This is a genomic window from Paenibacillus sp. FSL H8-0048, assembly GCF_038002825.1.
Taxonomy (GTDB): Bacteria; Bacillota; Bacilli; order Paenibacillales; family Paenibacillaceae; genus Paenibacillus_AQ.
The window spans coordinates 4,821,550-4,838,963 of sequence record NZ_JBBODF010000001.1 but is presented as its reverse complement, the minus strand read 5'-3'; the positions used below and the strand labels follow the sequence as shown (position 1 = coordinate 4,838,963).

15 protein-coding genes and 1 riboswitch are annotated in these 17,414 nt (G+C 53.2%); of the genes, 9 read left to right on the top strand and 6 right to left on the bottom strand.

What is annotated here, in order from left to right; genetic code table 11:
- Positions 1-7: 7 nt before the first annotated feature.
- Together NSU18_RS20780 and NSU18_RS20775 are read left to right on the top strand one after the other, a co-directional pair.
- Complete coding sequence (locus NSU18_RS20780; RefSeq protein ID WP_341015823.1) at positions 8-937, top strand: phosphotransferase enzyme family protein; 930 nt, start codon at positions 8-10, stop codon at positions 935-937.
- A gap of 118 nt (positions 938-1,055) precedes the next feature.
- On the top strand, positions 1,056-2,459 hold the full coding sequence (locus tag NSU18_RS20775) for an S-layer homology domain-containing protein (protein WP_341015821.1): 1,404 nt from the start codon (positions 1,056-1,058) through the stop codon (positions 2,457-2,459).
- A gap of 60 nt (positions 2,460-2,519) precedes the next feature.
- On the opposite strand, the gene NSU18_RS20770 is transcribed toward NSU18_RS20775, so the two are convergent.
- Positions 2,520-3,029 (bottom strand): GNAT family N-acetyltransferase, encoded by a 510-nt coding sequence (locus NSU18_RS20770; protein ID WP_341015820.1) that lies wholly within the window; start codon positions 3,027-3,029, stop codon positions 2,520-2,522.
- A 152-nt stretch (positions 3,030-3,181) separates the two neighbouring features.
- Here NSU18_RS20770 and NSU18_RS20765 point away from each other — a divergent pair, with 152 nt between their 5' ends.
- Positions 3,182-3,550 (top strand): DUF1304 domain-containing protein, encoded by a 369-nt coding sequence (locus NSU18_RS20765; protein WP_341015819.1) that lies wholly within the window; start codon positions 3,182-3,184, stop codon positions 3,548-3,550.
- Between the two features lie 38 nt (positions 3,551-3,588).
- Here NSU18_RS20765 and NSU18_RS20760 read toward each other — a convergent pair whose 3' ends face one another.
- From NSU18_RS20760 to NSU18_RS20745, 4 genes are all read right to left on the bottom strand, one after another.
- Positions 3,589-4,410 (bottom strand): methyl-accepting chemotaxis protein, encoded by an 822-nt coding sequence (locus tag NSU18_RS20760; protein WP_341015818.1) that lies wholly within the window; start codon positions 4,408-4,410, stop codon positions 3,589-3,591.
- 231 nt (positions 4,411-4,641) lie between these two features.
- Positions 4,642-5,184: a DinB family protein gene (locus NSU18_RS20755; protein WP_341018530.1), complete on the bottom strand. Its 543-nt coding sequence runs from the start codon at positions 5,182-5,184 to the stop codon at positions 4,642-4,644.
- 76 nt (positions 5,185-5,260) lie between these two features.
- Positions 5,261-6,208, bottom strand: coding sequence for a helix-turn-helix transcriptional regulator (locus NSU18_RS20750; RefSeq protein ID WP_341015816.1), 948 nt, complete (start codon positions 6,206-6,208; stop codon positions 5,261-5,263).
- Positions 6,209-6,242: 34 nt separating this feature from the next.
- The gene (locus NSU18_RS20745; protein ID WP_341015815.1) at positions 6,243-7,619 is read right to left on the bottom strand and encodes an amino acid permease; all 1,377 of its coding nucleotides are present in this window, start codon (positions 7,617-7,619) and stop codon (positions 6,243-6,245) included.
- A gap of 137 nt (positions 7,620-7,756) precedes the next feature.
- Positions 7,757-7,836, bottom strand: a riboswitch (glycine riboswitch).
- 276 nt (positions 7,837-8,112) lie between these two features.
- Here NSU18_RS20745 and NSU18_RS20740 point away from each other — a divergent pair.
- The 6 genes from NSU18_RS20740 (at position 8,113) to NSU18_RS20715 (ending at position 15,998) form a co-directional block, all read left to right on the top strand.
- Positions 8,113-9,066: an ABC transporter permease gene (locus NSU18_RS20740; RefSeq protein ID WP_341015814.1), complete on the top strand. Its 954-nt coding sequence runs from the start codon at positions 8,113-8,115 to the stop codon at positions 9,064-9,066.
- 15 nt (positions 9,067-9,081) lie between these two features.
- A complete protein-coding gene (locus tag NSU18_RS20735) occupies positions 9,082-9,996 on the top strand; it encodes a carbohydrate ABC transporter permease (RefSeq protein WP_341015813.1) in 915 nt (304 codons plus the stop codon).
- A gap of 69 nt (positions 9,997-10,065) precedes the next feature.
- Positions 10,066-11,664 (top strand): ABC transporter substrate-binding protein, encoded by a 1,599-nt coding sequence (locus NSU18_RS20730; RefSeq protein ID WP_341015812.1) that lies wholly within the window; start codon positions 10,066-10,068, stop codon positions 11,662-11,664.
- A 186-nt stretch (positions 11,665-11,850) separates the two neighbouring features.
- Positions 11,851-13,587 carry a sensor histidine kinase gene (locus NSU18_RS20725; RefSeq protein ID WP_341015811.1) on the top strand — a complete coding sequence of 579 codons (1,737 nt, stop codon included), beginning with the start codon at positions 11,851-11,853 and terminating at the stop codon, positions 13,585-13,587.
- Between the two features lie 6 nt (positions 13,588-13,593).
- Positions 13,594-15,219 carry a response regulator gene (locus NSU18_RS20720; protein WP_341149931.1) on the top strand — a complete coding sequence of 542 codons (1,626 nt, stop codon included), beginning with the start codon at positions 13,594-13,596 and terminating at the stop codon, positions 15,217-15,219.
- A gap of 113 nt (positions 15,220-15,332) precedes the next feature.
- Positions 15,333-15,998 (top strand): hypothetical protein, encoded by a 666-nt coding sequence (locus NSU18_RS20715; RefSeq protein WP_341149930.1) that lies wholly within the window; start codon positions 15,333-15,335, stop codon positions 15,996-15,998.
- On the opposite strand, the gene araA is transcribed toward NSU18_RS20715, so the two are convergent.
- The gene (araA, locus tag NSU18_RS20710) at positions 15,956-17,380 is read right to left on the bottom strand and encodes an L-arabinose isomerase (RefSeq protein WP_341149929.1); all 1,425 of its coding nucleotides are present in this window, start codon (positions 17,378-17,380) and stop codon (positions 15,956-15,958) included. The genes NSU18_RS20715 and araA overlap by 43 nt on opposite strands.
- Between the last annotated feature and the right edge of the window lie 34 nt (positions 17,381-17,414).

The following is a 17,414-nucleotide window of genomic DNA, read 5'->3' as shown; positions in this document are numbered from 1 at the left end:
CTGCCAGATGAACCATGATCATCTTATCCGTGAGATTAACCAATCCTACCCGTTACGTATTGAGCAGATCAAGCTTCACCGCGATATGATTGGCTCGGTTTATTTGGCAGAAGGCGGGAATAAGCGTTATGTGCTCAAAATATACCGCAGCTTCAAAACGGCCGATGCCATGCAGTCTCTTCGAATTCTTGACTACTTGCACGCTCATTCCTTTCCGGCTGTAACGGTCCTCCGGACTTCTAGACACAAGAACCACATTCTTCTTGAAGCTCAGGAGGGCTGGCTTACCGCTGTGCTCTACGACTATGCAGAAGGTGACAATCCTGATGGAATTGCCGAAGCGAAGCTTATCGGTTACCAGACAGCCGAGCTTCATAAGCTAATGCAGAATTACCCTGAAGAACAACTGATTAAGCGTACAAAAAATGAATATATTGATGATTATCTCTCTATTATGAGCGAACTGGACTGTGATTCAAACTCCGTGGCTGCTCTTGAACAATATGGAAATCAATTGTGGGGCCGTATGTCCAAGCTTCCACATGGCTTTTGTCACGGCGACCTTCATACAGGCAACATGATTAAGAACCGCCATGGGCAGTATATCTTTATGGATTTTGATGATGCCTCCGGCGACTATCCCGGCATGGACGTGGCCTACATGTCTGACGCTACTCATTTCAATCGATATCACGACTCCATGTATGATGCTACCCAGCGTTTATTTGAACGCTTCTATACCGGGTATTGTAAGGTGCGCACCCTGAGTGACAATGAGATCCGCGCGATTGTCGACTTCATTGCGGTAAGGCATTATCAGATTATCTCCCGCATTGTCCGCTGCCAGGGGCTACAGTCTGTAACGAAAGAATTCTGCGATGAGCAGTATGGATGGCTTATGAGATGGCAGGAGATTTGTATGAGAAAACGGCACTAGCCCTAAGCGGCCAGTGCTTTTTTTATAATTTATTTTTTTATTTTTACTGGAACCTTTTTGACTACGCCGCCGTCTATGATCACAAATAAACTACAAACTACTCACGAGGTGACTGGACATGAAGAAGACATTCAAGATGATCACCCTATCCGCAGCAGCCGCTCTGGCGCTCAGCTTCACAGGGCAACAATTCGCCTCGGCCGCAGGCTTCAAGGATATCCATAACGTGCAGGATAAAGACAAGATTATCGCGCTTCAGAACAGCGGCCTGATTAAAGGCATCAGCGCAGATCTGTTCGGCCCGAACCTCAGCATCACAGCAGCCCAGGGGGTGCAGATGATCGTCAGTGCCCTTGATCTGAATCTGGATACGATTCGGTTCGTGAAGGAGCCGCATGCCACAGACTATTTCAAGAATGCCAATGACTCTGCCTGGTATGCGCAGGCGCTGATTATTGCCGGTGTGCACGGCTTGGACCTGCCTGCCGATCTGAAGCCTGGTGAGAAGCTGACCCGCGAAGCTTTCACCTACCAGCTCATTCATGCGATGGAGAACACGAACCGCCTGCCGATGATTAAGCCAGTGGTGGTAGAGTACGCCGATCAGGATCAGGTGAAGGTAGAATACTCCGGTGCCCTGCAGCGTGCGCTGAATTACGGTGTCCTGAAGCTGGATAACAGCGGCAAGCTTAACCCGAAACAGGAGATCACCCGTGCGGAAGCGGCAGTAGCCATCAGCAATGCACTCGCTTATCTGAAAGCCCATCCGGCGCCGGTGGTGACGGACGAGGTGCTTACAGCAGCACAAGCTGTACAGGTGATAAAAGAGGTTGTCGGACCTGAGGCCAACCTGCAGATCAAGATTGATCCGGCGGCCAGCATGTCCCGTGAAGAATTCACTTATCTGCTGATCCATACTCTGCAGACCAGCGGGCAACTGCCGATGATTAACGTCATTCCGGTAGAGGTGAAGGACGGCGATCAGATCAATATCCTGAACTCGGGTGCCATCCAGGCCGCCATTGCCTTCGGCTTCGTGGAGCTGGATGCTGCAGGTAACTTCAATCCCAAAGTAGGGATTACCCGCCCTGAAGCTGCTTCTATTGCCGGGAATGCGGCGAACTATCTCAAGGCACATCCCGCGCCCGCTGCTATAGGTAAGACAATCACTGCCACCGAGGCCGTACAGTTCATCAAGGATGCTGCCGGACCTGAGGCGAATCTTCAGATCAAAATTGATCCGAACATGAGCGTAACCCGTGAATCGTTCACCTATCTGCTAATTAACACGCTCCAGACCAGCGGCCAACTGCCGATGATCAAGCTGATCCCGGTGGAGATCAAGGATAATGACAAGATCAATATCCTGAACTCGGGAGCCATTCAGACCGCGCTTGCCCTCAAGATCGTGAAGCTGGATCAAGATGGAAGCTTCCGTCCGCAGGACGGTGTCACCAGCGCTGACGCAGCGGCAATGGTCAGCCAGGTGAAGGCGATCCTGAGCGGAAAATCTGCGAAGTAAGCAACCTTCCCTTCATACTTGCCCCTTCTGCCGAAAAGGCGGGAGGGGCTTTGCTGTATTTTACAGCATCAGCACCATCAGATCCTCATCCAGGTACTCGCTGCCAAGCTTCATCGCCTTCGGCTCTGTGCCGTAGCGCACGAATCCCAGAGATTCGTAGAGTCTTTTGGCCGGAACGTTATGGGAGGTTACCGTCAGCATCAGCAGCTCCAGTCCCGGCGCGGCCTTCGCCCGTGCTATCAGCTCAAGCATCAGCGCACGGCCCGTGCCATGTTTACGGGCTCCTGGATCTACATATACTGCATAGACATGAGCTTTGTGCTGAATCTTGGGCCTGCTCTCCCGGAACAAGGTAGCCATTCCCGCCAGCCTTTGCTCCCCATCCAAGAAGGCACCCAGGGTGAAATGCTCATCCGAGGAGTCCAGCTTAATCCGGGTAGTCTCGATAGACAACTTCGCTTCCGCTTTATAGGAGCTTAGAAAAGCTTCCGGGTGCTGCTGCAGCGACTGCAAACGAAGCGCCCGGTATACTTCGGCATCAGACGGGGTTAACGTTCTTATATATATCACTCTTCTTGCCCCCTTACATTCCAATTTTACGATTTGTAGTAAATTGACAAATATCAAAAAGTCCGGTATATTTAAGTTCGTAAAATTATATTTTGCACAATTTAAATGATAGGCTTAATTCGACTCACATCACTTGAAAAGAGGGACTCTTTATGATGACTGTAAGTTCAATTCTTGTTGCCTTAGTAGCACTAGAGCATGTCTACATACTAGTACTGGAGATGTTTCTATGGACCACCCCGAGAGCACAGAAGGCGTTCGGATTGACCCCTGCGTTCTCCCGGGAGACGAAGTCGCTTGCTGCCAACCAGGGCTTGTATAACGGCTTCCTGGCAGCCGGTCTAATCTGGGGCCTGCTGCATCCGAGCGCAGACTTCGGTTACCAGTTGCAGCTGTTCTTCCTGATCTGCGTGGCGGTTGCGGCCATCTACGGCGGACTCACCTCCAAGAGATCCATCCTGCTGATGCAGGGCCTACCAGCCTTCCTGGCGCTGGCGGCTACAATTATCGCACATCTGTAAGATTTGCGGGCTTATCCAGGCAGCTTCCACACTTACCCTCACAGCTTCTGCGCGAACTGATTCAACTGCTCAGACATCGCCCGAATCTCCTCAATGAAGCTGGACATCTCTTGCGTTGAAGCTGCCTGCTCTTGTCCCACTGAGGCAATCTGACCGATGGATTGGCCGATTCCCTTCATCGCTGTCTGGATCTCCCGCAGGGTGTCCCGTATCCGCTGCGCGGATTGCTCGGTCTCCTGTGAGAACTTGCGGATTTCTCTGGCGACAATATCGAAGCCCCGGCCCTTCTCTCCGGCATGGGCAGCCTCAATGGCCGCATTAATTCCAAGCAGATGCGTCTGGTCGGCAACCTTCCTCAGAACAGCCAGCACTTCATCGCTTTTTTGGACACTTGCAGCAGTGGTCTCAGACTGGACCAGCAGCTTCTGAGAGAAGCCGGCCAGCTGGTTAGACCCGCCCGCTACCTGCATGATCCGCGCATTAGCCTGATTCAGGGACAGTGCCATCCGGTCGGCAATTTCCCGCAGCTCGGTCTGTCTGCGCACCTGAATACAGACCGCCCCGCAGACACGTTCATCCTCTCCATGTACCGGAAGGACCGTACCCACAAATTCGTATCCATAATACTCTTTGGGAACGTTGGCCCTTGAGTATTCATCATTTGCCAGTGCGTGATACAGAGGTTCGTCCGCGTGAATAATCTGCCCGGCGCGAATCCCCAGATCAATGGAATCCCCAGGGTAATAGGCGAGAAACTTCTCGGTATCACAGACGGCAATCGAGATATCGTATGGAAAAGCAGCTTTCAGAACGGGCGCGAGATTTATTATATCTTCAAGGGAGCGTACGATGTTTTTCATAGGTGAGGGTCTCCTTTTATTCAGTTAGCTTCAGGGTACAGCGAAATTAAGAGTTAAGTTCGACATGTTGCGACAAACCTCCTTTATTCAAAAATGAATAATTAAAATTTGATCATTGTGATCGCTTTTTCGATTACATTTTGCCCGTGAGCCCTCGACGTGATCAATGTAGCAAAATAGCCGGAGCCCTCAGTTACTACTGACAGGCTTCGGCTTATTGGCGTTCTTCTATTACGCTACACTTGATCCTATGAAATCCTTCAACCGGTTCAGCTGCAGCAAGTGATGGCGGTAGTGCATTTCAATCAGCAGATACCATTCTGCCGCAGACAAGGGGCCGAACCGGGGATGGGGGGCGGTGCTGTGCTCAGGTGCCTGCGCAAGCTTCGGCAGGGTCTCGCGCATACGCTCCATCACTGTGTTCAGGCCTTGGATCAGCTGCTCCTTGCTCTCCGGCTGCACCGGCGTATACTGCGGGGACGGCGGAACATGAACGCGTACAGGCGGGAAGCTGCCCCCGGCAAAAACCGCTTTACCATCCGGAGTCATCTCTGCTTCCTTCCCCGCTGCTTCCCCGTTCCCGGCCAGACAGAGATCGATATTACGGAGCTGCATGTACAGCGCCGATTGTATCAAGTGCTGGACCATCTGCCCAAGGGACCACTCTCCCTCAGCCGGTTGCCGCAGCAGCTCTTCCATACTGAAGGTATCTAATTCCATAAGATAGTGATTCGCAGTCTTTTCAAATTGCTGCAAGGCTTCTGTAGGGTTCATATTCATAATATTCAGGCAACTCCTTTATTCTTAAGGTCTGACCTGAATATACACAAACGCTACTGACAACGTTATGTCAGTAGCGTTCCAGCATTCCCGCCGCTTCCTCCCGCACAAGCTTACGCAAGGCTTCCGGCTCCAGGACAACCGCCCCCGCTCCCCAGCCAAGCACCCATTGCAGCAGGTCCCCGGGCTGGCGCACACGGAAGGTCATAAGCCTGCCGTCTTCCTGGTCCTCCACTGCCTCCAGATAAAAGTTATTCGATTCAGCAGCCTTGTCAGCGATCTCGGGATGCACCAAAATGCACACGCGCACATGGCGGTCATCCTCCGGCTGGTACTCGTGCAGATCGAAACCCACAGGCACTTCGAACCGGTCATCCAGAAGGGTAAGTCCGCTCATTCTGGATAACCGGAAATGACGGATCTCCTCCCGCAGCCAACACCAGGCGACCAGGGTCCAGGCGCCTCTGTTCAGAACAAGTCCATATGGCGAGGCGATTCGGACACTCCGGTGACTTCCGTCAGCTTCCTGTCTGCCCTTCGTATACCCGAAGCTGATCTTTCGCTGCTCCAGAATCGCACGGCGGATCTGCCCGATATAATCCTTCTCCTGTCCTTGCAGTCTGTCTTTAGAGGTATTCAGCAGCAGGACGCTCTGACGGATGCGGGAGGCATTCTCCCGGACATCGACCGGCAGAACCGCTTCAATCTTCCTGCCGGCTGCGGAGGCCCGGTCCCCGTATTCCGTATCGAACCGCTGCTCCACGAAATCCGTTCCGATCAGCAGAGTCACAGCCTCCTCCGCGGTGAAGCTGACCGGGGGCAGGAAATACCCCTTTACCAGCGAATATCCCTGACCTGTAGCTCCTACCACCGGCACTCCGGCTTCACTAAGCGCCTGTATATCGCGGTAGATGGTTCTTACGCTAGTCTCGAAGACAGACGCCAGATCCTCTGCCCGTACGACCCCTTTGCGCTGCAGCTCCAGTACGATGGCTAACATGCGGTCTGTCTTGTTCATACGGCGGCTGCACCCTCTTCATCCTGAAATCAGTTTATGTATTGATTATACTGATTTCCTGTTCACTTTTCTCCTTACGGCTTCTGATGGAGTACAGAACGAACAGCAGGATGAACCAGAGCGGAGTGAACAGCAGCGCCGGACGGGTCTCATCGGCAAAGAGCATGATCACAAGAATGGCGGCGAACAGCGTCAGGACAGCATAGTTAATCACCGGGGTGAATGGCGCTTTGAATTTGGAAGCGGCATGTAAGTCCGGGCGGTTCCTTTTATACTTGATATGGCAGACCAGCACAACGCCCCAGACCCAGATGAAGCAAATGGCACTGATCGTAGTCACGATGCCGAAGGCCTGGCCCGGAATGAGCTTGCTGAGCAGTGCTCCGGCAGAGATCACCAGGGTGGAGAGGAATAAGGAATTCGCGGGCACATGATTCCGGTTCAGCTTGCCCAGCTGCGGGGAAGCCTGATTCCGTCTGCTCAGATTGTAGAGAATCCGGCTGGTCGAGAACATCCCGCTGTTGCAGGCGGAGGCCGCCGAGGTTAAGACTACGAAATTGATAATCCCCGCAGCAATCGGAATCCCGACTAGACTGAAGGTGCGCACGAACGGACTTTCAGACGCGCTAAGCTGGGTCCAGGGATTAATGCACAGCAGCACGAAGAGCGCGCCTACATAGAAGAACAGAATCCGCAGCGGAATTTTGTTGATCGCGGACGGGATGTTTTTCTCCGGATTCGCCGTCTCTGCTGCCGATACCCCCACCAGCTCCACGCCAACATAAGCGAACACTACCATCTGGAAGGAGAACAGAAAGCCCTTCACCCCGTTCGGGAACACGCCCCCGTGCTCCCAGAGATTGCGGACCGACACGGAGCCTGCATCCGTCTTGAACTGGGTCACCAGCAGGACAATGCCCAGGCCGATCAGAGCCAGTATCGTAACTACCTTGATCAGGGCAAACCAGAATTCCAGCTCCCCGAAGCTCTTGACCGTCAGCAGATTCAGCCCGAGCAGAATGATCAGGCAGATGACGGCCGGTACCCACTGCGGAATATCGAACCAGTACTGCACATAGACGCCCACCGCAATCACATCGGCCATCGCCGTCATAATCCAGCAGAACCAGTAGGTCCAGCCTGTAATGAACGCCGCGCGCGGCCCCAGGTAATCCTCAGCAATATCCGTAAAAGATTGATACCCCGCCTTCGAGAGCAGCAGTTCCCCGAGCGCCCGCATCACAAAAAACACGGCAATCCCCACGATCAGATACGTGAGCATGATGGAGGGCCCGGCCTGCTGAATGGCTTTGCCCGATCCCAGGAATAACCCTGTGCCAATCGTTCCCCCGATAGCGATAAGCTGGACGTGACGGTTTGCAAGCTCTCTTTTTAATTCTGTCTGTGCCATTCCTGTTTCCCCCTTAATGTATACAACATTGTACGTAACGCAAAAAAGGAGACTGGATATCATCCAATCTCCCGGTGCATAAAAAGTTCCAAATAAGCTTCTGCAGCAGCGGCTGATCCGCATAGCAAAAACAAATCCGGTACTCTTCTGTCCTTCTGCCTGAGATTGTGAACCCTTCGGCGCTGCGGAACTCCGCAGTCTCTCCAGAAGCTGCTCCAGCTATAGTGTGATCCATAGCCTTCATAGCTCTTGTACTGTATTAAATTGGTGCTGCGTTAATGCATTCCGATATTCTAACATATTACTTGCAATGTGAGCAATCCTCTGTGAAAAAAGTCTCAATGCTTAGCAGGAGTTTTGCACAATGAGGTCATTTTTGAATAAACAGAGTCATTTGCAAGAAAGAATTCCGTTCATCTGCTCTACTATAATAAATTCATCCAGAACAAGTAGAGTGAGGTTAGAACTTATGGCAAATCCCGCACCACAAGCTATGAACACCAAGTCAGCGACACCGCCCCAGGGCCGTTTCGGCCGTCTGCTGCACAATATCGTGCGATACCGGGTGCTGCTGCTGATGCTGCTGCCCACGTCGATTATCTTTTTCATCAACTGCTATATTCCGATGTTCGGATTATTCATTGCCTTCAAGAATATCAACTACATTGACGGCATTATGGGCAGTCCTTGGGCCGGGCTTGACAACTTCCGGTTCCTCTTCGCCACCTCTGACGCCCTGCGGGTGACCATCAACACCGTGGGTTACAATGTAGTCTTCATTATCTCAGGCCTTATTCTCTCCGTCTCGCTGGCGATTGCAATCAATGAGGTGCGTAACAAGCTGGCTTCGAAGTTCTTCCAGACGGTGATGATTATGCCGAACTTTCTGTCCATGGTTGTAGTCAGCTTCATCGTATACGCCTTCCTGCACCCGGAGTATGGCTTCCTGGTCAAGCATATTCTGCCGATGTTCGGCTACTCCTCGGTGAATGCTTATATGCATCCTGAAGCTTGGCCTTACATCCTGTGGATCACCAAGATGTGGCATTCGATCGGTATCGGCAGTGTCATCTATCTGGCGGCCATCACCGGCATCAGCGAAGAGCTGTACGAAGCTGCGGTGATGGACGGGGCCAGCAAATGGCAGCAGATCACCAAGATCACCCTGCCGCTGCTTACGCCGATCATGGTCATTCTCACCATTCTTAACATGGGCGGCATCTTCCGCTCTGACTTCGGGCTGTTCTACCATGTGACTCTGGACTCCGGTGCGCTGCGCTCAACTACGGACGTCATCGACACCTATGTCTACCGGGGCCTGATCCAGCTCAATGACCTGGGGATGTCCTCTGCGGCGAACTTCTATCAATCGGTCGTCGGATTCTTCCTGGTCATCGGCGCGAACGCTCTGGCCCGTAAGCTGAACCGCGATACGGCTCTTTTCTAGAAACGGAGGATTCTAATGACTACTGCATCCCGAAGCAACCCTTATACCAAAGGCTCCACCACCGCCCAGATTATTCTGAATGTGTTCTTCATCGCCTTCAGCCTGGCGTGTATCCTGCCGATTGTGCTCATTGTCGCTATCTCCTTAACGAACGAGAAGGCCTTGACGCTGCAGGGATACAAGTTCTGGCCCGATCATATCGATGCTTCCGCGTACCAATATTTGTTCAAGCATTCGGAGACACTGGTTAAGGCGTATGGCGTCAGCCTGACCGTTACCCTTATCGGAACTGTTCTGGCCGTGCTGCTGATTGCGCTGTATGCGTATCCGCTCTACCGGAAGGATTTTCCTTTTAAAAAGACATTCAACTTCTACCTGCTGATCACCATGCTGTTCTCGGGAGGGCTTGTCCCCTTCTATCTGCTATACGTGAACTATCTCGATCTGAAGGACTCGCTGGTTGCGCTGATTCTGCCCGGCTTGTCCAATGCCTTCTATATCTTCATCACCCGTACCTTCTTCCAGCAGACCATCCCGGAGGAGATGATTGAATCCGGTAAGCTCGACGGAGCTTCGGAATGGCGGATCTTCTTCCAGTTGGTGCTGCCGATCTCCCTGCCTGTGCTGGCGACCATCGGACTGTTCACTACGCTGATGTACTGGAATGACTGGTTCAACTCCATGCTGTTCATTAATGACACCAATAAGTTCTCCCTGCAGTACGTTATGATTCAGATGATCCGCCAGGCCGAGTTCTTCAAAACCCAGCTTGCCGGCACCGGTGTCGCCCTGATGGTACAGGAATCCGTTCCAACCGAAAGTCTGCGGATGGCCATGGTCGTGCTGTCGATTGGTCCGATTCTGTTCATCTATCCGTTCTTCCAGAAGTACTTCACCAAGGGCCTCACGATTGGGGCTATCAAAGGTTAATGGGTCTAGCTCTGGCATAAATGCCGGTTAGAATATATGATCTAATTATCATTGAGGAGGTTCATACAAATGAGAACAACCAGAAGCTCGGGCGCGGTGCTTGCTGCCCTAACCGCCGTGATACTGGGCATTACCGGATGCGGCGGGGGCAATTCAGGTGCATCCGCACCCTCCAAGGCAGAATCGACAGCAGCAGCTACAACAGCAGGCACGGAAGGCAGCACGAATCCTGACACCTCAACGTTCCGCAAGCTGAAAGTGTACACGGTCGGAAATTTCCCGCAAAATGATACCAAGGCGGTTGTAGACGAGATCAACAAGTATCTCAAAGAAAAAATCAACGCCGAGATTGACTTCCAGGGACTCCCTTGGTCCTCCTGGGCCGAGAAGATGGCACTGGCCTATCAATCCGGTGAACAGGTCGATTTGACCTTTGCCCCGAACTGGGCGGATTTCGCCAATAACGTAGCCAAAGGCGCATTCCTGCCGCTGGATGATCTGTTAGCCAAATATGGACAAGGCATCAAGGACACCCTGGACCCCCGCTTCTTTGACGGCGGCAAGGTGGACGGCAAAATCTACGCCATTCCGACCAATAAGGAAATCGGCGAGAGCCATACCATTATGTTCCGCAAGGATCTGGTGGATAAATACGGATTCGATGTGAACTCGATTGAGACGCTGGAGGATCTGGAGCCATGGCTGCAGACGATCAAGGAGAAGGAACCGGCCATCGCGCCAATCTGGCTCTCCGGCAGCGGCTCGGACACCCTGGGCTACTTCGACAAGACCAGAGAGAGCATGAAGGAGAACTTCCGCTATGAGCTGGTGGCAGGCGCTCCTGCCGGAATCGTCCTGGATACCAAGACCGATAAGATGGTGATCAGCTCGATGGAATCTGACACGGCGATCTACCGTATGAAGCTCTACGGCGACTGGTTCGCCAAAGGCTACATCAATAAAGATGCGGCAACGACCAAAACCAGTACTGAAGACGCTTTCAAGGCCGGCAAGACCTGGATGAAATTCGGTTCAGACAAACCGGACTCCGACAAGGAAGATTCCATTGCCACCGGCATTGAACTGGTGAAGCTGAAGGGGAATGAACCCGAGATCAGCACCGCCAGCGTCAGCAACTCCATGATGGCCATCGGACGCACCTCAATTGATCCAGAGCGGACAATGATGCTGCTGAACCTGCTGCATACCGACCCGGTTCTGGTCAATCTGATTGACTTCGGCGTAGAGGGACGGCAGTATGTCAAGGTAGAAGGCAAGGACAACTTCATCAAGCTGCCTGACGGCATTGCTACCCGTGCCGATACCGGCTGGGCACCGGGAATTGAATGGATGTTCGGCAACCAGACCATAACCTATCTGTGGGAAGGTGAAAGTGCCGATAAATGGGAGAAGTTCAAGGCTTATAACGAGAGTGCCCATAAGGTGAAGTCCTTCGGCTTCAACTTCAATACCGACGCTGTCAAAACACAGGTCTCTGTGGTCAGCAATATTATCAAGGAATTCCGTCCGCTGCTGGAAACGGGCAGCCTGGGAGTAGACAAGGTGCTGACGGAATACAATAATAAGCTAAAGGCTAACGGCATTGAAGAGATCCGCGCCGAGGTTCAGAAGCAATACGATGCGTGGAAGGCTAAACAACCAAAATAAACAAGTGGAAACGACTATGCCGTCCTTATTTAAGGACGGCACCCGTTTTAGCGAAAAATATAAGGATATGTTGTCGTGTGGAACATACAAATTCTTATATTTTAAGCAAAGGGGAAGGACGGCAGCCGTCCTTCCCCTTTCCTGCCGCTCAGCGTGTAAATGTACCTAAGGATAAGGGGGATGACTGTGAAACTATCATTGCGATTCAAAGTGAGTGCCCTTGTCCTGCTGCTGGTCACGCCGCTGTTCCTTTTCCTCTCCTACACCAATCTCTATTCCACCAACATTGTCCGGGAGAAGGTTGCGAAGTCTGCTTCAGACACGTTGACCCTGCACTTAGGTACACTCGATGAGCTGCTGGAGCAGACCAGCCATTATCTGCTGCGTACCGCCAATGAAAATATGCTGCTGGAGCTCTATTCGGACAGCGGTCCCGACAGCGTCAATTATTACCTGTCCATCCGTAAGCTGATGGACCAGTGGTACAGCGATGTCAGCTACTACACCATTATCCGCAGTGTCTTCGTCTACCATCAGGACCGGGACGAGTTATTCCTCAGCAGCCAGAGAGAATATTACCAGGAGAAGGAGGTCATTGCCTCCGGGCTGTCCTCGCGCCTGAAGTCGCCTAATCTCCAGGGCTCCCTGAAGTGGGAGACTGTGACCCTCGGCGACGAGCCGGTGTTATTCAAGGTGCTGCCGGACAAGAGCGGACGGCTTCTCATGGGGGTACTGGTCAGTATCGATTCTCTGGCCCAGCCGCTGACCCAGCTGGAGTCTACCGGAGGCAGCGGGCAGGTGGGCATGATCGACAATGACGGTAAATTGCTCTGGGGCCAGTTCGCCAGTGAAGATCTTGCGCTCATTCGCACCCAGCTCGGCCGCCCTGACCGTCCGGTGGATGCAGCGATCCGGCTGAGCAACGGCAATTCTTATCTGCTGATTGACAAGCCTTCGCAGTATTCCAATCTGAATGTCTTCTTCCTGCTTGACGAGAAATCGATTCTGGACGAGCTGCCGATCTTCCAGCGGATCATCAAGGTTATTCCCTTCGCCATTATCCTCGTGATGGTTATCCTGCTGGCTCTGCTCAGCAGGCTGGTGTTCAAGCCTATCCAGCAATTGACCAGCGGGATGCGTATCCTTGGTAAGGGACAGCTGGAATACCGGCTGAAGGATGGCAACAGCAGGGAGTTCCAGATCATTACCATGCAATTCAACCAGATGGCCGAGCAGATCGGCAATCTCAAGATTGATGTGTATGAGGAGCAGATGAAGGTGCAGCAGGCCGAGCTGAAGCATCTTCAGGCGCAGATCAATCCCCATTTTTTCATGAATTCCCTGAATATCGTCTTTCATCTGGTAGAGCTGAAGCAATATGCGCTGATCAAAAAGATGATCGGACATCTGGTCTCCCACTTCCGCTTCATTATGAATACCAATGACGCCTGGATTCCGCTGCGCGGCGAGCTGGGTCATATTCAGAATTATATCGAGATTCAGATGGTTATGTATCCGAACAAGCTGTCTTATGAGGTGCAGCTTCCGCAAGAGCTTGAGTCTACACTGATTCCGCCGCTGCTGATCCAGCCCTTCGTTGAGAATGCCATCAAGCATGGCTTCGTCAACAATTCGAAGCCCTTCAACGTTGGCATAACTGTCCGTGAAGAAGCCGGGGAGAGCGGCAACTCCTGCATTGCCATTCAGATCCGCGATTCCGGGCCGGGCTTCTCCGCGGCTCAGCTCGACATGCTCAATCAAGGCGTGTATGAGCGCAAGCCGACAGACCGCCATCTGGGAATATGGAACGTATACAGACGCATGCTGATGTTCTATAACAACCGGGCACGGCTTACCTTCCATAACGCTCCAGACGGAGGCGCGGTTGTGGAGATCAGACTACCCGTTCAAAAGGAGCTGTGACGTTCAATGTACAGAGTACTAATCGTTGACGACCAATACTTCGCCTTGCTGGGCCTCCAGCAGGGGGTGGATTGGAGCGCGCTTAGCGTGTCGGATGTCTGTCTGGCGGAGAACGTGGATCAGGCGATTGCTATTCTTGAGCAGCAGCCCGTAGATCTGCTGATCTGCGATATCGAAATGCCCGGCAGAAGCGGCCTGGAGCTGCTGGCCTGGGTGAAGCAATCTGCCCCCGGCACGCTGACGATTATGCTGACCTGCCATGCCGATTTCGAGTATGCCCAGCGCGCGATTTATCACGGCGCCTTCCATTATCTGCTCAAGCCGGTAGACTATGAGGAATTGATGAAGATCTCCCGTGAGGCGCTATTCGAGATCAGCAGGCAGAAGGAGCAGCAGCAGTTCGAGACCCTGATCCAGGAGTACCGGAGACAATGGGAGCATCAGCTTCCCCTGCTGGTAGAACGGTTCTGGCAGGATATTCTCAGCCAGCGGGCGGCGCCCGTGCTGGAATCGCTCACCCTTCCGGCGAACACCTACAATCTGGATCTGCAGCCCGGGGACCGCTACTTCCTCGCTCTGCTGGGACTGGAGCAGTGGAAGGAGAATCTTAGCGCACGGGATGAGACGATTATGGAATATGCGCTGCGCAACATGGCCGATGAGCTGCTGCTAAGCGGGCTGGAAGGCACTGTGCTGCAGGATCAGCTCGGCCATAATCTGGCGGTCATCTACGTGCGGGGCGATATGAACGCCGCCCGGCATACGCTGGAGCAGAATGGCCGCACCTTCCTGGATACCTGCGGGCGGCTGCTGCATTGCTCCCTGTCAATCTACATCAGCGCAGGTGTCCCTCTGTCCGGTATCATGAGCGCATACACGGATGTCACGGAGCGGGAACAACGCAACCTGAACCGCTCGCGTCAGGTGTTCGGACCGGAGGATCAGATGTATGGCCGGGATCAGCCGCTTGCGCCCGTGCCTCAGGCAGCACCCATGCATATCTTCGGAGAATGGGCGACCCTTCTGGAGCTTGGCGAGCTGGAGGAGCTGGAGCGCCGAGTGACCCTGTGGTTCTCGAGCATTGAGGCCGGCCGCTGGACAAGTGAGCTGCACCGTCAGCTTATCCACGGCATCCTGTTCATTGTACACACCGTTCTCGCCAAAAAAGGCTTATCCGCACACGCCTCAGCCGAGCTGAAGCCCTTGATGGATAAGGAGAATTATCCGAAGCAGTCCGCTTCGCTCCAGCATTGGGCGGTGGAATGCCTGCGAGCCGTAATGCGCTTACTGCAGACCAGCAATAATGTATCCTCGGCCACGGTCACCAAGATCCGGCAGTATATCCGCTCCCGCCTGAGCGAAGAGATCACCCGGGATGAACTCGCGGCCTATGTCTACCTGAACCCGGCCTACTTGTCCCGGCTGTTCAAGAAGGAGACCGGGCTGTCAATCTCGGATGTGATCATACAGGAGCGGCTGCAGAAGGCCAAGCAACTGCTGGAGGAGACCGAGCTGAAGATCACCGACATCGCAGAGCAGGTCGGATACACCAGCCTCGGCAGCTTCTCCAACCTGTTCAAGCGGATCGTCGGCACCACGCCGCAGCAATACCGTGCGCGGAATAGGAAGTGAGCGGGGCGGGCGGGACGTTAGGGGCACCAGGAGCACCAGGCATACCAGAAGCACCAGCCATATGAACCACTGCGCTAGCGCATTCAGCAGACTGAACGCTGCGGCTGCGCATTGTGATCGGTTTTTCGATTACATTGGAGCCGATTGCCCAGCAGCGACGCATTGTGATCGGTTTTTCGATTACATTGGAGCCGATTGCCTCGCGGCTGCGCATTGTGATCGGTTTTCCGATTACATTGGAGCCGATTGCCCAGCAGCGGCGCATTGTGTTCGGTTTTTCGATTACATTCGAGCCGATTGCCCAGCAGCGACGCATTGTGATCGGTTTTTCGATTACATTGGAGCCGATTGCCTCGCGGCTGCGCATTGTGATCGGTTTTCCGATTACATTGGAGCCGATTGCCTCGCGGCTGCGCATTGTGATCAGTTTTCCGATTACATTGGAGCCGATTGCCCAGCAGCGACGCATTGTGATCGGTTTTTCGATTACATTTGGTCCGCGCGACCAAATCCGCCGCAATGTGTTCGGTTTTTCGCATACATTGGGACGTGTAACCTCGCAGCGGCTAATTGTATTCGGTTTTCCGCATACATCTTTCACACGCTTCCCGGCAGGATTGGCAGATATCTTTTGCATACTGCCGCCGCGCCACCATACCTGCCAAACAAAAAGAGCGAGAGGGCTATACGCCCCTTCGCTCTTCTTAACATGCTTTACTCTAACAAGTAACTCTTATTACTTAATAATCACGTATTCCAGTCCTACCAGCTTGGCGTAGGTAACGATCTGATCAGTAGTGAGGTTCAGCGATACAACGGTATGGTGGCCGCCGCCGTTCTCGATCCAGGCTCTAACGCCGTCCTGGAAGTTAGGCTTTACCTGCCACAGTACGCGAGCTACCGGCAGATTCGGAGCCGGAACGGTTGGCTCGAAGGCGGTAACTTCGTTAATCAGCAGCTTGTAGTGGGTGCCGAAGTCGGCCATCGATACCACGACGCCTTCGCCTGCCTTGCCGTCGAAGACGAGACGGGCCGGATCTTCACGGTCGCCGATGCCCAGCGGGGACACGATGATCTTCGGCTGGTTGCTGGCCAGGCTCGGATCAACCTCCAGCATGTGGGACTGGAGAATCGCTTCCTGTCCGGCTGCCATTTCATAAGTGTAATCTTCCATGAATCCGGTGTTCAGGTTGTGGCTCATCACCTTCATCAGGCGGTCCAGAGCCGCAGTCTTCCAGTCCCCTTCTCCAGCGAAGCCGTAGCCTTGGGCCATCAGGCGCTGAACAGCCAGACCCGGAAGCTGCTTCATGCCGTGCAGATCCTCGAAGTTGGAGGTGAAGGCATTGTAGCCGCCTGCATCCAAGAAGCGCTTAAGGGCAATTTCATAGCTCGCCTGCACCTTCACGCTGGCTTCCCAATCTTCCTTGCTGTACGTGCCGTAATCAACGGCATACAGCTTGGTATATTCTGCGAACAGGGCATCGATCTCTTCCTGCTTCACTTCATTCACATAAGCCACCAGATCGCCGATGCCGAAGTAGTCCACGGTCCAGCCGAACTGGATCTGGGCTTCTACCTTGTCGCCTTCGGTCACGCCAACGTTACGCATGTTGTCGCCGAAGCGGGCAACCTTGATGTTGAAGCCTTCGTTATAAGCTACGGCAACGTCCATCCATTCTGCAATCTGCTTCTGGACTTCCGGGCGTTCCCAGTATCCTACAACGACCTTATTCTGCTTCTTCAGACGGGCATTGATGAAGCCATACTCACGGTCGCCATGGGCAGCCTGGTTCAGGTTCATGAAGTCCATGTCAATGGTCGCCCAAGGAATGCTCTCATTGTACTGGGTTGCCAGATGCAGCAGCGGCTTCTGCAGCAGTTTCGTGCCGCGAATCCACATTTTGGCCGGGGAGAAGGTGTGCATCCAGGTGATTACACCGGCAACCTCGTCACGGTAGTTCACTTCTTTCATGATGGAAGTGATTTTGTCTGCGCTAACGGCCAGATCCTGCAATACCAGCGGATAAGGAAGCACTCCGCTATTGTTGAGCGCATCGGTCATTTCCTGGGCATGAGCCTTCACTTCACCCAGCGCTTCATCTCCGTACAGGTGCTGCGATCCTACGACGAACCAGAATTGCTTGTCACTTACTGTCGACATATCATTCATCCTCTTCTCTATTAGTTTGGTGAAA

What these genes read in the sequence shown, in the direction of transcription:
- NSU18_RS20780 (WP_341015823.1), top strand. Translation starts at nt 8, where the DNA reads ATGAACCATGATCATCTTATCCGTGAGATTAACCAATCCTACCCGTTA.
- NSU18_RS20775 (WP_341015821.1), top strand. Translation starts at nt 1,056, where the DNA reads ATGAAGAAGACATTCAAGATGATCACCCTATCCGCAGCAGCCGCTCTG.
- NSU18_RS20765 (WP_341015819.1), top strand. Translation starts at nt 3,182, where the DNA reads ATGATGACTGTAAGTTCAATTCTTGTTGCCTTAGTAGCACTAGAGCAT.
- NSU18_RS20760 (WP_341015818.1), bottom strand. Translation starts at nt 4,410, where the DNA reads ATGAAAAACATCGTACGCTCCCTTGAAGATATAATAAATCTCGCGCCC.
- NSU18_RS20755 (WP_341018530.1), bottom strand. Translation starts at nt 5,184, where the DNA reads ATGAACCCTACAGAAGCCTTGCAGCAATTTGAAAAGACTGCGAATCAC.
- NSU18_RS20750 (WP_341015816.1), bottom strand. Translation starts at nt 6,208, where the DNA reads ATGAACAAGACAGACCGCATGTTAGCCATCGTACTGGAGCTGCAGCGC.
- NSU18_RS20745 (WP_341015815.1), bottom strand. Translation starts at nt 7,619, where the DNA reads ATGGCACAGACAGAATTAAAAAGAGAGCTTGCAAACCGTCACGTCCAG.
- NSU18_RS20740 (WP_341015814.1), top strand. Translation starts at nt 8,113, where the DNA reads ATGAACACCAAGTCAGCGACACCGCCCCAGGGCCGTTTCGGCCGTCTG.
- NSU18_RS20735 (WP_341015813.1), top strand. Translation starts at nt 9,082, where the DNA reads ATGACTACTGCATCCCGAAGCAACCCTTATACCAAAGGCTCCACCACC.
- NSU18_RS20730 (WP_341015812.1), top strand. Translation starts at nt 10,066, where the DNA reads ATGAGAACAACCAGAAGCTCGGGCGCGGTGCTTGCTGCCCTAACCGCC.
- NSU18_RS20720 (WP_341149931.1), top strand. Translation starts at nt 13,594, where the DNA reads ATGTACAGAGTACTAATCGTTGACGACCAATACTTCGCCTTGCTGGGC.
- araA (WP_341149929.1), bottom strand. Translation starts at nt 17,380, where the DNA reads ATGTCGACAGTAAGTGACAAGCAATTCTGGTTCGTCGTAGGATCGCAG.